This is a genomic window from Enterobacter cloacae complex sp. HYC042_NIDB, assembly GCF_056673315.1.
This window is the reverse complement of the sequence record NZ_CP109650.1, coordinates 1,452,157-1,469,688: the sequence shown is the minus strand read 5'-3', so window position 1 is coordinate 1,469,688 and position 17,532 is coordinate 1,452,157. Positions and strand designations below refer to the sequence as shown.

17 protein-coding genes are annotated in these 17,532 nt (G+C 61.0%); 6 read left to right on the top strand and 11 right to left on the bottom strand.

Going from position 1 to position 17,532, the window contains the following annotated elements:
• The first annotated feature begins 53 nt into the window (after window positions 1-53).
• Window positions 54-1,253, top strand: a complete 1,200-nt coding sequence (gene mtnK / locus OKF39_RS06930) for an S-methyl-5-thioribose kinase (RefSeq protein WP_479983619.1) — start codon at window positions 54-56, stop codon at window positions 1,251-1,253.
• A 40-nt stretch (window positions 1,254-1,293) separates the two neighbouring features.
• On the opposite strand, the gene OKF39_RS06925 is transcribed toward mtnK, so the two are convergent.
• The 4 genes from OKF39_RS06925 to OKF39_RS06910 are packed head-to-tail and all read right to left on the bottom strand — an operon-like array spanning window position 1,294 to window position 6,110.
• Window positions 1,294-2,535, bottom strand: a complete 1,242-nt coding sequence (locus OKF39_RS06925) for an LVIVD repeat-containing protein (protein ID WP_028012308.1) — start codon at window positions 2,533-2,535, stop codon at window positions 1,294-1,296.
• Window positions 2,532-3,596, bottom strand: a complete 1,065-nt coding sequence (locus OKF39_RS06920; protein WP_041910939.1) for a sugar ABC transporter substrate-binding protein — start codon at window positions 3,594-3,596, stop codon at window positions 2,532-2,534. The genes OKF39_RS06925 and OKF39_RS06920 overlap by 4 nt, the downstream gene beginning before the upstream one ends.
• A 19-nt stretch (window positions 3,597-3,615) precedes the next feature.
• Window positions 3,616-4,611, bottom strand: a complete 996-nt coding sequence (locus tag OKF39_RS06915; protein WP_045261034.1) for an ABC transporter permease — start codon at window positions 4,609-4,611, stop codon at window positions 3,616-3,618.
• A complete protein-coding gene (locus tag OKF39_RS06910; RefSeq protein ID WP_479983618.1) occupies window positions 4,608-6,110 on the bottom strand; it encodes a sugar ABC transporter ATP-binding protein in 1,503 nt (500 codons plus the stop codon). The genes OKF39_RS06915 and OKF39_RS06910 overlap by 4 nt, the downstream gene beginning before the upstream one ends.
• Window positions 6,111-6,269: 159 nt before the next feature.
• Between OKF39_RS06910 and OKF39_RS06905 the strand changes: the two genes are divergently transcribed.
• The 4 genes from OKF39_RS06905 to OKF39_RS06890 all read left to right on the top strand — a co-directional run bounded on the left by OKF39_RS06905 (window position 6,270) and on the right by OKF39_RS06890 (window position 9,024).
• A complete protein-coding gene (locus OKF39_RS06905) occupies window positions 6,270-7,358 on the top strand; it encodes an oxidoreductase (protein WP_479983617.1) in 1,089 nt (362 codons plus the stop codon).
• Between the two features lie 57 nt (window positions 7,359-7,415).
• On the top strand, window positions 7,416-8,159 hold the full coding sequence (locus OKF39_RS06900) for an SDR family NAD(P)-dependent oxidoreductase (protein WP_028012303.1): 744 nt from the start codon (window positions 7,416-7,418) through the stop codon (window positions 8,157-8,159).
• A 183-nt stretch (window positions 8,160-8,342) separates the two neighbouring features.
• Complete coding sequence (locus tag OKF39_RS06895) at window positions 8,343-8,645, top strand: type II toxin-antitoxin system RelE family toxin (protein ID WP_063942797.1); 303 nt, start codon at window positions 8,343-8,345, stop codon at window positions 8,643-8,645.
• The gene (locus tag OKF39_RS06890) at window positions 8,620-9,024 is read left to right on the top strand and encodes a helix-turn-helix domain-containing protein (protein WP_063942796.1); all 405 of its coding nucleotides are present in this window, start codon (window positions 8,620-8,622) and stop codon (window positions 9,022-9,024) included. Before OKF39_RS06895 ends, OKF39_RS06890 begins: the two co-directional genes overlap by 26 nt.
• Here the strand turns inward: OKF39_RS06890 and OKF39_RS06885 are convergent.
• From OKF39_RS06885 to entC, 7 genes are all read right to left on the bottom strand, one after another.
• Entirely contained in the window at window positions 9,021-9,218 is a 198-nt protein-coding gene (locus OKF39_RS06885; RefSeq protein WP_006809671.1) for a YbdD/YjiX family protein, read from the bottom strand. The genes OKF39_RS06890 and OKF39_RS06885 overlap by 4 nt on opposite strands.
• A 59-nt stretch (window positions 9,219-9,277) precedes the next feature.
• Complete coding sequence (cstA, locus tag OKF39_RS06880; RefSeq protein ID WP_017694336.1) at window positions 9,278-11,383, bottom strand: pyruvate/proton symporter CstA; 2,106 nt, start codon at window positions 11,381-11,383, stop codon at window positions 9,278-9,280.
• Between the two features lie 149 nt (window positions 11,384-11,532).
• Window positions 11,533-11,946, bottom strand: a complete 414-nt coding sequence (gene entH, locus OKF39_RS06875; RefSeq protein WP_069733602.1) for a proofreading thioesterase EntH — start codon at window positions 11,944-11,946, stop codon at window positions 11,533-11,535.
• Window positions 11,946-12,701: a 2,3-dihydro-2,3-dihydroxybenzoate dehydrogenase EntA gene (gene entA / locus OKF39_RS06870; RefSeq protein WP_236307755.1), complete on the bottom strand. Its 756-nt coding sequence runs from the start codon at window positions 12,699-12,701 to the stop codon at window positions 11,946-11,948. Before entA ends, entH begins: the two co-directional genes overlap by 1 nt.
• Window positions 12,701-13,555: an isochorismatase gene (locus OKF39_RS06865; protein WP_479983616.1), complete on the bottom strand. Its 855-nt coding sequence runs from the start codon at window positions 13,553-13,555 to the stop codon at window positions 12,701-12,703. Before OKF39_RS06865 ends, entA begins: the two co-directional genes overlap by 1 nt.
• A gap of 10 nt (window positions 13,556-13,565) precedes the next feature.
• Entirely contained in the window at window positions 13,566-15,176 is a 1,611-nt protein-coding gene (gene entE / locus OKF39_RS06860; protein ID WP_479983615.1) for a (2,3-dihydroxybenzoyl)adenylate synthase EntE, read from the bottom strand.
• Between the two features lie 9 nt (window positions 15,177-15,185).
• On the bottom strand, window positions 15,186-16,361 hold the full coding sequence (gene entC, locus OKF39_RS06855; RefSeq protein WP_207119407.1) for an isochorismate synthase EntC: 1,176 nt from the start codon (window positions 16,359-16,361) through the stop codon (window positions 15,186-15,188).
• Between the two features lie 188 nt (window positions 16,362-16,549).
• On the opposite strand from entC, the gene fepB reads away from it, so the two are divergent.
• Window positions 16,550-17,509, top strand: a complete 960-nt coding sequence (gene fepB / locus OKF39_RS06850) for a Fe2+-enterobactin ABC transporter substrate-binding protein (RefSeq protein WP_479983614.1) — start codon at window positions 16,550-16,552, stop codon at window positions 17,507-17,509.
• Window positions 17,510-17,532 lie beyond the last annotated feature (23 nt).

Here is a 17,532-nt window from a genome sequence, read left to right as displayed (position 1 = left end):
CAGATGTATAGACGTCTACATGTCTTAATTAGTTAACTCGTGAGGAGCAGGCCATGTCGCAATACCGTACCTTTACCGCTCAGGACGCCGTGGAGTATGCCAGGCAGTTTGGTGGGCTTGACGATCCGTCATCGCTGGTAGAGGCGCAGGAAGTGGGCGACGGCAACCTCAATCTGGTTTTTAAAATTTACGACAGCGCGGGCGTGAGCCGCATTATCGTCAAACAGGCGCTGCCCTACGTGCGCTGCGTCGGCGAGTCCTGGCCGCTGACGCTGGATCGCGCACGCCTCGAGGCGCAAACCCTGGTCGAGCATTACCAGCACAGCCCGCAGCACACCGTGAAAATCCACCACTTTGACCCGGAACTGGCGGTGATGGTGATGGAAGATCTCTCCAGCCATCGCATCTGGCGCGGCGAGCTGATCAAAAACATTTACTACCCGCAGGCGGCGCGCCAGCTGGGTGAATACCTCGCACACGCACTGTTCCACACCAGCGATTTCTACCTGCACCCGCACGAGAAAAAAGCGCAGGTGGCGAAATTCATCAACCCGGAGATGTGTGAGATCACCGAAGATCTGTTCTTCAACGATCCGTACCAGGTTCATGAGCGCAATAACTACCCTGCCGAGCTGGAAAATGACGTCGCCGCGCTGCGCGACGACGCCCAGCTGAAAATTGCCGTGGCCGCCCTGAAGCACCGCTTCTTCTCGCATGCCGAAGCGCTGCTGCACGGGGATATTCACAGCGGCTCGATTTTTGTGGCCGACGGCAGCCTGAAGGCCATCGACGCCGAGTTCGGCTATTTCGGGCCGATTGGCTTTGACGTCGGCACCGCCATCGGCAACCTGCTGCTCAACTTCTGCGGCCTGCCGGGCCATCTGGGCATTCGCGATGCCGCCGCCGCGCGCGAGCAGCGCCTGACCGATATTCAGGAGCTGTGGAACACCTTCGCGGAACGCTTCCAGGCGCTGGCACACGAGAAAACGCGCGACGCCGCGCTCAGCGCGCCAGGCTATGCCTCCGCGTTCCTGAAAAAGGTCTGGCATGACGCCATCGGCTTCTGCGGCACCGAACTCATTCGCCGCAGCGTCGGGCTTTCCCACGTCGCGGATATCGACAGCATCCAGGACGAGGCCATGCGCCACGAGTGCCTGCGCCACGCGATCGCGCTCGGCAAAGCGCTGATTGTCATTGCCGATCGTATCGACAACGCGGAAGATCTGGTGGCGCGGGTGCGGCAGTACAGTTGATTTTCTCCCTCTCCCTGTGGGTGAGGGCATCAAACCGCACTCACCCCAGATACTCAATCACCGACAGCCCGCCGTTATAGTCCGTGCTGTAAATAATTCCCTGCGCATCCACAAACACGTCACAGGACTGGATCACCTGCGGGCGATTCGGGCGCGTGTCCATCATCCTCTCCGGTGCCGCGGGCACCAGCGCACCGGTTTCTACCGGGCGATACGGATTGGAGATGTCATACGCGCGCACGCCAGCATTCTGATAGGTGGCAAAAATCAGCGTTGAGCTGACAAAGCTCCCCGGCCGGTTCTCGTGCAGGTTGTGCGGCCCAAAATGCGCCCCTTTCGCCACGTAGTCGATTTCATTCGGCTGCGGGAAGGTCGAGATGCTCACCGGGTTCGACGGCTCGCGGATATCAAACAGCCAGATCAGCTTCTCGCCGTCTTCCTGGTTATCGAGCACCGCTTCGTCCAGCACCACCAGCAGATCCCGGTCCGGCAGCGGCAGCGCGGTGTGCGTCCCGCCGCCAAACGGCGGACTCCAGTTACGGTGGCTAATAAGCTTAGGCTGGGTACGATCCTTCACGTCCAGCAGCGTCAGGCCGCCGTCGCGCCAGCTGCCGTACGCCGTATCGCCGGCAATAATCGCGTGGTGCAGCGCGTAGCGTTTCCCTTCCGGCCAGTTCGGCTGTTCGCCTTCGGCCTGGTTCATGCCCGGCAGCCACCAGCGCCCTGCCACCTCAGGCTTACGCGGGTCGGCCAGGTCGATCGTCAGAAAGATGTAGTCGGTAAAACCGTCGATCAGCGCCGACACGTACGCCCAGCGGCCACCGACGTACCAGATGCGGTGAATGCCGATGCCGCTCAGCGAGAGAAAGCCAATTTCGCGCGGCGCGTCCGGCGTGGAGATATCAAAAACGCGAAGCCCGGCGCTCCAGCCCCTGTCCTGCACGTCGCTGACGGTCTCTCCTACCTGACGGGTATAGTAGACCTTCTCGTCGGCGAAGCGGGCATCGGCAAACAGATCCCGGGCGTTGATCACCAGCAGCAGGTCGTCATGCGCCTGGAGGTGCACGTTCCAGGTGCCCGGCGGCGCAGGCACATAGCCCGCGGGTTTCGGGTTTTTCGGGTCGCGCACGTCTACTATCGAAAAGCCCTGCGACACCATATGGCCGATATAGGCGAAACCGCGGTGCACCATCAGCTGCACGCCGTCCGGGCGACCGCCCTGATCGCTATGGCCGATCAGCCGCATATTGCGGCTGTATTCTGGCGTGGGGAGGATGCTCATTTATTTTTCGCTTCCAGCGTCGCAAACCACGGCGCGATAAAATCTTCCGTCTGGCCCCAGCCCGGAATGATTTTGCCCAGCGACGCTACGTTCACCGCCCCCGGCTGCGCGGTCAGCAGCGCCTGCGGAATAGCCGCGGCTTTAAAATCGTAGGTGGCCGGGGTCGCTTCTCCGGCTATCTTATTGGCCACCAGACGCACGTTGGTCGCCCCAATCAGCTTCGGATCCACCGCCACGCTCACCTTCCACGGGCTGCCCGGCTCGCGCATCAGCTGCAGATCCTGGTTGGAGATGTCGATGCTGTAGAGTTTAATCTCGGTACGGCCGTTCTCCTTCAGCGCCTTATACGCGCCCTGGCTGAAGGCATCCCAGGTTCCCCAGATGGCGTCGATTTTGCCTTTCGGGTATTTCGCCAGGATCGCACCCACCTTGTTGGCGGTGTCGCCCTGCACGTCAGAAGAGACCGCGCCGATGGACTCCAGCTCTTTAATCTCCGGGTACTGCTTTTGCAATTCTTTATAGGCTGCCTGACGGCGCTCCATCGGCGGGAAGCCCGCTACCCACAGCTTGACGATATTCGCCTTGCCGTTGAAATCTTTCGCCAGTTGGCCGAAGGAGAGATTCGTCAGGGAGGCGTCGTCCTGCTGGGTGACGGTCACGCCCGGGATCTCGCCGTTAACGGCGGTATCAAAAACGGCGACCTTGATCCCAGCATCCACCGCCTTCTTCACCAGCGCGGTGGAGTACGGATCGCGGCCCTGTGACAGGATGATCCCGTCATATTTCTGGCTGATGGCCTGGTTAACGAAGTCCTGGAATTTAGCGTCATCCCCGTTGCTCAAAAAGGTGCTGACCTTAAAGCCGAGCTTTTTCCCTTCCTGAATGGCCCCGGCAACAAACTGCGTGGTGTTGTCGTCCGAGCCGAGGTTACGGATCACCGCGATGCGGATCGGTCCGTCGTGGTTCGCAATGGCGGCCGGAACCGGCGCGGGCGTGGCCGCGAATCCCGGCAGAGAAGTGAGTAACCCCAGTGCCACCAAAGAGAGCGCAATCTTTTTCATTTTTTATCCCGTTGTGTTGTCAGCGTTTTTGTATGTAGGTAATCGCCAGCGCTACCGCGAGCACCAGCCCTTTTATTATGTCCATGGCGTAATACGGCACGGAGAGCATGACCAGCCCGTTCGACAGCACGCCGAGGATCACCGCCCCCACCAGCGTGCCCAGCGCGTTCGGCTTGCCGGACCCGGCCAGCGAGAAGCCGATCCACGCCGCGGCCACCGCATCCATGAGATAGCCGCCACCCGCATTGACCTGCGACGATCCGATGCGGGAGGCCAGCAGAATGCCGCCCAGCCCCGCCAGCAGCGAGGCAATCACATAGGCCGCCACCTTGTAGCGCGTGGTGCGAATGCCCGAGAGGCGCGCCGCTTCCGGGTTGCCGCCAATGGCGTACATCCGGCGTCCGTGAGTGGTCAGCGACAGCCCCAGCTGCGCCAGAAGGGTCACCGCCAGCATGATGATGACGATGGTCGGCACCTGCCCCAGCAGGCTGAACGCCGCCGGAATGGTCCCTTCCGCCATGTCGCCGCTCGGCAGCACCATATTCTCGGTAATCGACCCGCCGTAGCTGTAGGTCATCGCCACGCCCTGGATGACAAACAAGCTGGCGAGCGTCGCGAGCATGTCCGGAATACGCAGGATGACGATCAGGAAAGCGTTAAACAGGCCGACCAGCGTGCAGAGCGCGAGAGTGATTACAATCGACTCGGTGGTGCCGAAGCCGTGCCAGACGAAAAGCGAAATGACCAGCGCGTTCGCCAGCGACGCCGTGGAGCCCACGGAGAGATCGAACCCGCCGACGGTCAATGAAATCGACACGCCAACGGCAATCACCGTCACGATGGCAATCGAGCGCAGAATATTGATGATGTTGTTCGGGTCGAGGAAACTGTCCGACGCCAGGCCAAAGACGGCCACCAGCGCGACGACGGTGAGCAGCATGCCCCATTTATAGAGAAAATCAAAAAGTTGCTGACGGCCTGACGCCGCCGCGGTCACTGAAAGGGCCTTGCTCACGACGCCGTTCCTCCGGTTGAATAATAAAGTAGTGTCTCTTCACGGGCCTCTTCCCCGGCGATTTCCGCCACGATGCGCCCGTCCCACAGGACGCAGATGCGGTCGCACAGTCCCACCAGCTCGGCAAACTCGCCGGAGGCGTAAATCACCCCTTTGCCCTCGCGAGCCAGGCCGTCAATCAGCTGGAACAGATCGGTTTTGGCCTTCACGTCCACGCCTTTGGTCGGCTCGTCGAAGATCAGCACGCTGGCGTCATTACGCAGCCACTTGCCGATGGCTACCTTCTGCTGGTTACCGCCGGAGAGACGTCGCAAAACCTGTCCGGGACCGCGGGCGCGAACGCCGACGCGGGCGATCACCTCCTCCGCCCAGCGCCACGCCTGGCGATGGCCGAACAGGCTCCAGCGCGAGAAGCTGTTATCGGCGCACACGGCAAGGTTCATGCTTACCGGCTCGTCGATAAAAATGCCCTCCTTGCGCCGCTCCTCCGGCACCAGCGCCAGCCCGCGCAGCACCGAGTCCGCCGGGTCGCGCGGCTGCCAGCGCTGTTGATTCAGCTCACCGCGCGCCACGCGGCTTTTGCTGGCGCCAAACAGCGCCTTGCAAAGTTCGGTTTTGCCCGCCCCCGCCAGCCCGGCAATCCCGAGAATTTCGCCTTTGCGCAGGTGCAGGGAGATATCCTTCAGCAGCGCGTCGTCGTGCAGTCCTTCCACGCGCAGCAGCGTTTCGTCGCCGTGCGGCGGTCGCGCGGGCGGGTAGATATCGCTCAGCACGTGGCCGAGCATCTTCTCAACGATCGCTTCACCGCTGAGATCGGCCATCGGGCCAGACTCAATCAGCTTGCCGTCGCGCAGCACCGTCAGGGTGTCGCAGATAGCTTTTAGCTCGTGAATGCGGTGGGAGATAAACACCACGCCGATGCCCTGCTGTTGCAGACGCCTTACCACCGCAAACAGACGCTCGCTCTCGTGCGCGTCCAGCGGCGCGGTGGGCTCGTCAAGAATCAAAAAACGGCAGTGGTGGGACAAAGCGCGTGCCAGCAAAATCTGCTGCTTTTCGGCCAACGAACAGCCGTCGATAGAGCGGCGAACGTCCAGCGTAACGTCGAGCTGCGCCAGCGCCTGCCGCGCCTGCTGACGAACGGTGCGCCAGCGGTAGCGGTGCCCAGGCTGCGCCAGCTGGTCGAGCATGATGTTTTCAGCAATGCTTAACCCCGGGATTAGCGCCACGTCCACCTCCTGCTGCACGAGGTGGATGCCCAGCCGTTTGGCGTCCAGCGGCTCGCGAATGTTTACCGGCTGGTTGTTAATGGAGATTTCGCCCTCATAGTGGTCGTGCGTCCCGCACAGCACCGCCATCAGCGTTGATTTCCCCGCACCGTTGGCGCCCGTCAGCGCATGCACCGACCCGCCGTTCAGCGTGAAGTCCACGCGCGTCAGCGCCTGAAAGCCGGAAAAGGCCAGGCTGATACCGCGCATTTCAAGACGACTGGAAACCATCCGCGTAAATCCTTCATAACTCTTCTGATTTAGCGAATTTTTCACAGCTCCGGTTGACTGACAACGACGGAAAAGGCATAAGATAAAGCGAAATATTATTAGCCATCCGGATGTCCAGACATAACATCGGGTTAGCGCTTGCGAAAAAAGGACAACACCATGAGCAACACCGACATCCGCGTCGTGCCCGGCCCGGCGAACTACTTCTCCCATTCCGGAAGCCTTGCGCATCTGAATGACTTCTTTACCCCGGATCAGCTTTCCCGCGCGGTGTGGATTTACGGCGAGCGCGCAATAGAGGGCGCGCGCCCATTCCTGCCGGAGAGCTTTAACGCGCCGGGGGCGAAGCACCTGCTGTTTAAAGGCCATTGCAGCGAGCGCGACGTCACCCGTCTGGTGAACGAATCCGGCAGCGATGCCAGCGTGGTGATTGGCGTGGGCGGCGGCGCGGTGATGGACACCGTCAAGGCCGTGGCGCGCCGCTTAGGCGTGCCGTTCGTGGGCATTCCCACCATCGCCGCCACCTGCGCAGCGTGGACGCCGCTCTCCGTCTGGTACAACGATGCCGGTCAGGCGCTGCAGTTTGAGATTTTTGACGACGCTAACTTTCTGGTGCTGATGGAGCCGCGGATCGTTCTGAACGCCCCGGCGGAATATTTGCTGGCGGGCATCGGCGATACGCTGGCGAAGTGGTACGAAGCGGTGGTTCTCGCCCCACAGCCGGAAATCCTGCCGCTGACCGTGCGCCTTGGCCTTAACGGCGCGCTGGCGATCCGCGACGTGCTGCTGGAACACAGTGAGCAAGCGCTTGCCGACCAGCAGCGCGGCGAGCTAACGCAGGCGTTTCGGGACGTGGTGGACGCTATTATTGCCGGCGGCGGGATGGTCGGCGGCCTGGGGGAGCGCTACACCCGCGTGGCGGCGGCGCACGCGGTGCACAACGGCTTAACCGTGCTGCCGCAGACGGAAAAATACCTGCACGGCACCAAGGTGGCCTACGGCATTCTGGTGCAGAGCGCCCTGCTCGGCCAGGACGACGTGCTGGCGCAGCTGGTGGCGGCATACCGGCGCTTTAACCTGCCGACCACACTTCGCGAGCTGGACGTCGACATCAATAACCGCGACGATCTCGACAAGGTCATCGCCCACACGCTGCGCCCGGTGGAGTCGATTCACTATCTGCCGGTGACGTTAACGCCTCAGGCTCTGCGCGCCGCGTTTGAGAAAGTAGAATCCTTCCGCCGTTAATTGCGCCGACGGGCTATACCTAATGATGGTTCTCACCACTCTCGTAACGAGGTCATCATGCAGATCGATTTAACAGGTAAAAAGGCGCTGGTTACCGGCGCCAGCCGCGGGCTGGGTCGTGCGATTGCCCTGTCGCTGGCGCGCGCCGGTGCCGATGTGGTCATCACCTATGAAAAATCCGCCGATAAAGCCCAGGCGGTCGCGGATGAAATTAAGGCGCTGGGGCGGCACGGCGAGGCCATTCAGGCGGACAGCGCCAGCGCGCAGGCGATTCAGGATGCCGTCACCCATGCGGCACGCTCTCTCGGCGGGCTGGACATCCTGGTCAATAACGCCGGTATCGCGCGCGGCGGCCCGCTGGAGTCCATGACGCTGGCGGACATCGACGCACTGATCAACGTCAACATCCGCGGCGTGGTGATCGCTATTCAGGAAGCGCTGGTGCATATGTCTGACGGCGGGCGCATCATCAACATCGGCAGCTGTCTGGCGAACCGCGTGGCACAGCCGGGGATTGCCGTCTACTCAATGACCAAATCTGCACTGAACTCCCTCACCCGCGGTCTGGCCCGCGATCTTGGCCCGCGCGGCATTACCGTTAACCTGGTGCACCCCGGACCGACCAACAGCGATATGAATCCGGAGGACGGTGAACAGGCTGACTCACAGCGTCAGCTTATTGCCCTGGGCCATTACGGCCAGCCGGAAGACGTCGCGGCGGCGGTCACCTTCCTCGCCAGCCCGGCAGCCGGGCAGATCTCAGGCACCGGTCTGGACGTGGACGGCGGTTTGAACGCCTGATCGCATTTTTCCTGCAAGCCTCTGTCGCCCGGCAGAGGCCTTTTCGAGCCGCCTCGACGGTTTGCGTTTTGCCTCTTACCTGCGCTTTTTTTCCGCTCTACAGTACCCCATAAGAAATTCGGAATTTATCTAATAGTCTTATTATTTCCTTATATTTTGTGTGGGCGTACAGTGGAGGTACGGATGAAGATCGTGTGGTCAAAAACAGCAGAGAAGCAATTTTCTAAAATCGATACGCGATATCAGAACCGCATTAAATTCAGGCTGGAGAAGATGGATGATAAAACATCACCTGTCGCGGATATCAAGAAATTTTCTTCTCCCGAAAACCACTACAGGTTGCGATTAGGTGATTACAGGGTCATTTACACCTTCGGAGACCCGCCGGGTGATACCTGTTACGTAGTGGCGGTAAAACGCCGGACAACCACCACCTACCTTCATGAGGAGCATACGGAATATGACTATTCAGTTCATCAAGGATGAAGAAGGAAAAAAACAGTATGTTGTCATTCCCTACGATGAATATTTTCGCATGCGTTTAGCCATGCTTGAGTATGATGACGATGATGAAAACGACTGGGAAGACATCCCTTACGAATCAGATATCTACGATAACGTAGGTTTACCGGGTGAAGTGTGCGACATCATGCATAGCGAGAACGTCAGCCTGCAGGCCGCATGGCGCATTCTGCGCGGCATGTCGCAGCAGGAAGTGGCGGAAAAACTCGGCATCAGCCAGTCCGCCGTATCACAGCTGGAAGCGCTGGACTCCCGTCCGCAAAAGCGCACACGCGAAAAGCTGGCGGCAATTTATGGCTGCAAGCAGGAGCAAATCAGCCTCTATTTACCGAAAGAGGGTTAACAGCACTTCGCCCCGCCCTTGCCGCCGTAGCGGGCGTCCTGGCGGTCGCGGAAAAACTCTTCGTAGGTCATCGGCGTCTGGTCCGGGTGGTTGACGCGCATATGCTCGACGTAGTTATCGTAATCCGGCACGCCAATCATCATTTTGGCGGCCTGGCCCAGGTACTTACCTGCTTTAGAGAGGGTGTCGAACATCATTCTGGTCTCACTGGAAATGTAGGCCGGGTAAGCGCTAGCGCCACCCGGCACACAGGTTAATGCGCCCCTTTCGCCTGGGTCACAATCTCGTCCAGGTTTTCAGGCATCGGCTCGTACGGCGTCTCTTTCGCCGTCGGCGTGTCGACCTTCAGCGCCGCCAGCGCGGTTTTCAGAGAATACAACGCCAGCACCACAACCACCACCATAAAGAAGATGGTCAGTCCGGCATCCAGACGGTTGTTGAACACCAACTGCGACAGCTGTGACTCGGTGTACTGCGCCGGGATCTTACCGCTGTCGATCATCGCCTGGAACTTGTTGGCGATGGCCAGGAAGCCCACCTTATTGTCCGGGCTGAAGGCTTTTTGCCAGCCCGCCGTCAGGGTACAGATTAGCAGCCAGGCGGTTGGCACCAGCGCCACCCACGCGTAACGCTGGCGCTTCATCTTGAACAGCACCACCGCGCAGAGCATCAGCGCCATGCCTGCCAGCATCTGGTTGGCGATACCGAACAGCGGCCACAAGGTGTTGATCCCGCCCAGCGGATCGACCACGCCCTGATGCAGGAAGTAGCCCCACGCCAGCACGCACAGCGCCGTCGCCAGCAGGTTAGCCGGGAGCGAATCGGTCCGCTTCAGGTTCGGGGAGATCACCCCCAGCAGATCCTGTAGCATAAAGCGCGCCGCACGCGTACCCGCATCCACCGCCGTCAAAATAAACAGCGCCTCGAACAGGATGGCGAAGTGATACCAGAACGACACGTCCATCAGCCCGCCCAGCGCGCCGTGGAGAATGTAGGCCATGCCCACCGCCAGCGTCGGTGCCCCGCCCGCGCGGGAGATAATTGACTGCTCGCCCACCTCATTAGCGATATGCGTCAGCGTTTCCGGGGTAATGGCAAAGCCCCAGCCGCTCACCACTTGCGCGGCAGAGGCGACCACGTCAACGGTGCCGGCCGGGGCCAGTACCGCCATCGGGCTGTTCATCGCGAAGTAAACGCCCGGGTCAATAATGCAGGCGGAGACCAGCGCCATAATCGCCACGAAGGACTCCATCAGCATGCCGCCGTAGCCAATCAGGCAGGCCTGATTCTCGTTGGCCAGCATCTTCGGCGTCGTCCCGGAGGCAATCAGCGCGTGGAAGCCGGACACCGCACCGCAGGCGATGGTAATAAACAGGAACGGGAACAGGTTACCAGTCCAGACCGGGCCGGTACCGTCGATGAATTTGGTCAGCGCAGGCATGGTCAGGGTCGGGCGCATAATCAGAATGCCGATGGCCAGCCCGACGATGGTGCCGATTTTCAGGAAGGTTGAGAGATAATCGCGCGGGGCCAGCAGCAGCCACACCGGCAGCACCGCCGCCACAAAGCCGTAGCCCACCAGCATCCAGGTCAGCTGCACGCCGGTAAAGTCGAAGAATGGTGCCCAGGTCGGGCTTTCCGCCACCCAGCCGCCGGAGATAATCGCGAATACCAGAAACACCAGGCCAATCACCGACACTTCACCGATGCGCCCCGGGCGCAGGTAGCGAATGTAAATCCCCATAAACAGCGCCAGCGGAATGGTAAAGGCGACCGTGTAGGTTCCCCACGGGCTGTGGGTCAGCGCTTTCACCACGATCATCGCCAGCACCGCGAGGATGATCACCATGATCATAAAGGTCGCCACCAGCGCAATCACCCCGGCGGTTGCCCCCATCTCCTCTTTCACCAGCTCACCCAGAGAACGGCCGTCGCGACGGGTGGAGACGAACAGCACCATAAAGTCCTGCACCGCGCCCGCGAGCACCACCCCCGCGAGGATCCAGATCATCCCCGGCAGGTAGCCCATCTGCGCCGCCAGCACCGGCCCCACCAGCGGGCCTGCACCGGCAATCGCCGCGAAATGGTGACCGAACAGCACTTTTTTGTCGGTCGGCACGTAGTCCAGCCCGTCGTTGTGGCGCACGGCTGGCGTCATGCGTGTGCCGTCTACGCCCAGTACCGTCTTTGCGATATAGCGGCCATAAAAACGGTACGCGATCAGATAAATGCAGACGGAGGCGACGACGATCCAGAGCGCATTGATCTGCTCCCCCCGGTTGAGGGCGATATAGCCCAGGGCAAAGGCTCCCACAACGGAGAGCACCGCCCACGTAAGGTATTTCCCTGAGTTGTTCATAGTTGTTGTCCGTTGTTGTGAAACAGTGAGATGTTACATTTTGTTTCTAGAACAACGGATAAAATTTAACAACTTTGAAACGCAATAATGCGTGGTCAAACCAGAGATTTACACCACAGTGTTAAGCCGATCACTTTCAGCTGAATGGCCTACCCCAGCACCATCGTGCTCAACCGACAGGTACAGCACCGCCGCCCCTGCTCGTCGAATACCACGATCTCCCAGCTCTGGCTCGAACGCCCCAGATGCAGCGGCTGACACACGCCGCGCACCTTGCCGTGAGAGACCGCACGATGGTGCGTGGCGTTCAGCTCTGTGCCGACCACGTTCTGCCCGTCGCGGGTCATCAGAAAACCGGCCATTGAGCCCAGCGTTTCCGCCAGCGCCGCCGAGGCGCCGCCGTGCAGCAGGCCAAACGGCTGATGGGTACGGGCATCCACCGGCATCTCCGCTTCCAGCGTGTCGTCTCCGAGGCGGGTATAGACAATGCCCAGATGCGCCACCAGGGTATTCACGCTGGTGGCGTTCAGTTCTTCAAGCGATAAATGACGTTTCCAGATCATTACGCCCCCAGCGTGGAGCCGCCGTCCACCACGATATCCTGCAGGGTAATATGGCTGGCGGCATCGGACGCAAGGAACAGCACGGTGGCGGCAATTTCCCGCGGGCGGGCGATTTTGCCGAGCGGAATGCCGAGCTTGAACTGCTCGCCAAAGCCGCGAATGCGCTGCTGCTCCGCATCGTCGCTTTTCCACAGGGTGCGCTGCATGTCGGTGTCCGTTGAGCCCGGCGACACCAGGTTACAGCGCACGCCGCTGCCCGCCAGCTCCAGCCCGACGGTCAGCGCCAGGCTTTTCAGCGCTGCCTTCGACGCGCCGTAGGCACTCATGCCGATGCGCGGGGTGTGCGCCGCGTCGGAGGCCACGGTCACTATCGCCCCGCCCTGCTGACGGCGGAACTGGCCCATCGTCTGCTGAAACAGGTTAAACGCACCGCCGACGTTAACTGCAAAGGTCTGCTGCCAGTCTTCCTGCGAAAGCTCGTCCGTCGCGCCCATGCGCAGAATGCCCGCCGCGTTAACCAGCACGTCGAGGCGCTCAAGGGTGCCGAGTAAACGCCCGCAGACGTCGCCCACCTGCGCCGCGTCCGCCACGTCCAGCGTTTCGGTGGCAAACGGATAATCGTCCTGCGGGAAGGCCAGATCGAACCCGGTCACCCGCGCGCCCGCCTCCACAAAGGCCAGCGCGGTCGCATAGCCAATACCTTTACCCGCGCCCGTTACCCAAACCGTTTTACCGGTAAAATCGAACCCCGCCATCACTTCACCTCGCGGGAGAGCAGCGCCCACCAGGCGTCGAGGGTCGGATTTTTCGCCAGCATCACGAAGTCGATGTCGCCGTGCACCTTCCGCCAGCGGGCGGCCAGCGCCATCATGCGCACCGAGTCCAGACCGTAGTCGATCAGGTTTTCGTCATCCATCGGCTCGTCGGACTCGTCCAGCAGCGGCAGGATCAGCGCGCGCAGCGCGGCTTTCGTTGCCGGAACGGACGGCAGCAGCTCGTCGGTCATCACCACGCGGCCCGAACGTCCGGCCACGTATTTCAGCGACATCAGGTGCTCGTCACGGGTGAAGTCCGCCAGCGCGTCGGCGATAAAGAACGGCTTGATGTCGCGCATAAAGGCGTCGGTGGCGGTGGTCATGCAGCCGATGTGGGCATACACGCCGGTAATCAGCAGCTGGTTGCGGCCGGTCTCTTTCAGCATCTGCTCCAGCGGTGAGCGGTGAAACGCACTGTAGCGCCACTTCACCAGCACGGTGTCCGCTTCGTCCGGCGTCAGTTCAGCCACGATGCGCTGCTGCTCCGGCGAGCGGGTCAGGCCCGGCCCCCATATGTCGTTCAGCAGGGCGCGGTCTTCATCGCTCTGCTCTTTCGGCTGCGCGGTGTAGTACACCGGGATATTGTGTTCTTTGCAGTAAGCGCGCAGTTTAGCGATGTTCGCCACCACCTGCTGCATCATGTCGCTATTTTCGCCCCAGAAGTTCAGGAAATACTCCTGCATATCGTGGATCAGCAGCGCGGCGCGCTCCGGCTCAAACGCCCAGTTCACCTTGTTGGTCGGCAGCTCTGCAGCGGTTGGCAGCGCGTAAGCGGTTAATTTTGGAATGGCCATACTCTGTTCCTCAGCCCCGGGCGCGTTCAGCAAGCCACAGGCGCAACTGTTTCTTATCAACTTTGCCGACCGGCGTGAGCGGAAGCGCATCCACGCTCTCCAGGCGGTCCGGCAGCTTAAATTCGGCAACGCCCTGCTCGCGCAGGAAGCGACGCACCTCAACCGCACGCAGGGGCTGTTTCACCACCAGATACGCACAGCTTTTTTCGCCCAGCAGGGTGTCCTCCATGCTCACCAGCGCGGCGTGGATCACCGCCTCGTGGCGCAGCAGCAGGTTTTCGATCTCTTCGGCGGCAATCTTTTCGCCACCGCGGTTGATCTGATCTTTCTCGCGCCCCTGCACGGTGATGTAGCCCTGCTCATCGATGGCGATCAGATCGCCGGAGCAGTAGAAACCGTTGGCATCAAAGGCGCTGGCGTTGTGCTCCGGGCTGTTGAAATAGCCGCGGAAGGTGTATGGGCCGCGCGTCATCAAACGTCCGACTTCCCCGCGCGGGAGCGGGTTGCCGTCCTCGTCCGCCACCCACACCTCGTCGTCCGGACACATTGGGCGGCCCTGGGTGTTGATGATGCGTTCCGGTGCGTCGTCGAGGGCGGTGTAGTTCACCAGCCCTTCCGCCATGCCGAATACCTGTTGCAGCTGGCAGCCGATTTCCGCCGGAATACGCGCCGCGAGCGTGGCGGAGAGACGTGCGCCGCCCACCTGGAGCAGCTTGAGGGATTTCAGCTGCGCGTCCCCCGCGCCGTCGGCAATCGCCTGCAGCCAGAGGCTCACCGCCGGAGGGACCAGCGACGTCACGTTGATCTGATGCTGCTCAATCAGCGGGAAGCAGAGCGTGGCGCTCGGATCGTTCGCCAGCACCACGCAGCCGCCCGCCGTGAACACGCCTAACGATCCCGGCGAGCTCATGGCGTAGTTATGCGCCGCGGGAAGCGCGTTCAGATAGCAGGTCTGGGCAGTGATACCGCAGATTTCATTGCTGCGGCGGATGCTGTAGTCGTAGTCGTTGTGCGTACGCGGGATCAGCTTCGGCGTGCCGGTGCTGCCGCCGGAGAGCTGGAAGAACGCCACCTCGTCTGCGGGCGTCGGGTTCGGGATGAAGTTGTCCGCCGGGCGCGCAATCGCCGCTTCCAGCGCATGTTCACCCTTATCGCCGCGCAGCAGCACGGCGCGAACCGAGCGGTGTTCATTCACAAAGGTATTGAGAAAATCATCCCCCGCGAACAGGGCATGTTGGCGATCGGCGATCAGCACGGCGGGTTTTATCTGCACCGCGTAGGCGTTCAGTTCGCTGCGTTGATGGCTAAAGAGCGCGTTGACCGGCGCGACGCCAATTTGCAGCAGCGCAAAGAAAGTGATGTAAAACTCGGCCACGTTGCCGAGCTGCACCAGCGCGGTCTCACCGCGGTGCAGCCCCTGCGCCTGGAGGGCAGACGCGAGGTTATTCACCGCCTCATTAAACGCGCGGTAGGTGATGTGCCGTTCGCCGTCGATAATCGCGACCGCATCGCTTTGCGCATGGTCCGTCAGGATGTGGGTCAGCGGCAGATCCTGCCAGTAGCCTTTTTCACGGTAGCGGCGGGCAAAATCCTCAGGCCAGCGGGTAAAGGGAATAGTCATAAACGTTCCTTAGTGCAGGCCAAACACGTTAAGCATGGTGGAGAGCTTCACGCCCGTCTCGCGCCACTCGCCCACCGGGGAGGAGGCAGGCACAATGCCCGCGCCGGCAAACAGGCGAACGGTATTTTCGTAAAGACGCGCGCAGCGGATGGTCACCACCCACTCGCCGTTGCCTTCGCTGTCGCACCAGCCGACGATGCCGCCGAACAGCTCGCGGTCGAACGGCTCCAGCTCGGCAATCAGTTCTTTAGCCGCCTGATGCGGGAAGCCGCTCAGGGCCGGGGTCGGATGCAGCAGGCAGGCCAGCGTCAGGGCGTTTTCGTTCTCGCGCGCGTCACCTTCAACCGGCGTCGCCAGATGCCACAGCGTCGGCGTGGTGATGAGCTGCGGGGAAGACGGCATGCTCAGGTGATGGCTGCGCGGCGCCAGAATGGCCTTCATCGCCTGGGTCACCAGGTCGTGTTCGTGGCGGTCCTTTTCGGAGGCCAGCAGCTTATTGCCCGCCTCGCGATCCAGCACGTCGTCCGGCTGGCGGCGCGCGGAGCCTGCCAGCGGCAGCGAGCTAAAGTGCCTGCCCTCTTTGCGCAGCAGCAGTTCCGGGCTGGCGCCGAGCAGCACGCCGCCGTCTTCCAGCGGCACGTGGAAGTTAAAACTCGCCGGGTTCTGAGCGATCAGACGCTCCATCAGCGCGCCGCTGTCCATTTTTTTGTCGGTGGCGATATCAATCAGGCGCGACAGCACTACCTTATTCACCTGCGGCGTGGCGGTGAGCGAAGCGGCGCGCGCGACCATCTCTTCAAAAACGGGCTGAGCGGGGATCTCGGTGCGCTGTTCCACCTTCAGCGCCTGCGCGCCGGAGAAATAGCGTGCGGACTGCTGACGCGCGGGGCGGGAAAACGTCTCCCAGCGTTGCGGAATAAACAGCGAAGACGGCTTGCGGGTATCGAACGGGATGGCCCCTACCATGACGGGATGGGCGATGCCGCTGGCTTTCGCATCCCGGAAAGCCTGGGCTAATTTCTGCTGGAACTGCCCCGCCGGATCGTCGCCGCCGACGGCAGGTTCAGAGAATCGGGCAAAACAGCCTGAGGTGGTAAAACTGCGGTAAGGCGACATAAAGAAAAAGCTGTCTGATTGCAGCGTGGTCGCGGTGTGCTGAACTTCCTCAGCCAGGGACGTGTCCATATCATCCTCCTCAAAATGATAAAAGAAGCAATAATGATTATCATTTATATTTTCGTCGGCTAACCTAATCCCACAGCGCGCCGCTGTCAACCGTCGGGCCATTAACTTCTGCGACAAACGCTTGCATCCCTTCCCGGCAACCATGAAAATGAGAAGCATTATCTTCAATAAAAACAGGATGCCGCTCTGTGAAAATCGCTGCCGTTTGCCGCAATGCCCTTCTTCTGACAGGACTTTTTGTTTTAGGACTAACCTCAGCCACCGCCGCAGACTGGCCACGCCAGGTCAACGACAGCCGCGGCGTGCATACGCTTGAGAGCAAACCGACGCGCATTGTCTCCACCAGCGTGACCTTAACCGGCTCCCTGCTGGCGATTGACGCGCCGGTCATTGCCAGCGGCGCAACCACGCCGAACAATCGCGTGGCGGACGCGCAGGGTTTCCTGCGCCAGTGGGGGGATATTGCAAAACAGCGTAAGGTTGCACGGCTGTACATCGGCGAGCCAAGCGCCGAAGCGGTGGCCGCCCAGATGCCGGATCTGATTTTGATCAGCGCCACCGGCGGGGATTCCGCGCTGGCGCTGTACGATCAGCTCTCCGCCATCGCCCCGACGCTTATCATCAATTACGACGACAAAAGCTGGCAGGAATTGCTGACCCAGCTGGGCACGATGACCGGGCACGAGAAACAGGCCGCTGAACGCATCGCCGCGTTCGATAAACAGCTCGCGCAGGTGAAACAGCAGATGAAACTGCCGCCGCAGCCGGTGAATGCCATCGTCTACACCGCCGCCGCGCACACGGCGAACCTGTGGACGACAGAATCGGCGCAGGGCAAGCTGTTACACCAGCTGGGCTTTACGCTGGCGGCGTTACCCGATGGGCTGCACACCTCAAAAAGCCAGGGCAAGCGTCACGACATTATTCAGCTGGGTGGAGAAAATCTGGCGACGGGGCTGAAAGGCGAAGGGCTGTTCGTGTTTGCCGGCGACAAGAAAGACGTGAATGCGATTTACGCCAACCCGCTGCTGGCGCATTTACCGTCGGTGAAAAACAAGCGCGTCTGGGCGCTGGGAACGGAGACGTTCCGCCTGGATTATTACAGCGCAATGCTGGTGTTAGACAGATTGAATGCGTTGTTTATGTAGGCATTTTCCCTCCCTCTCCCCGT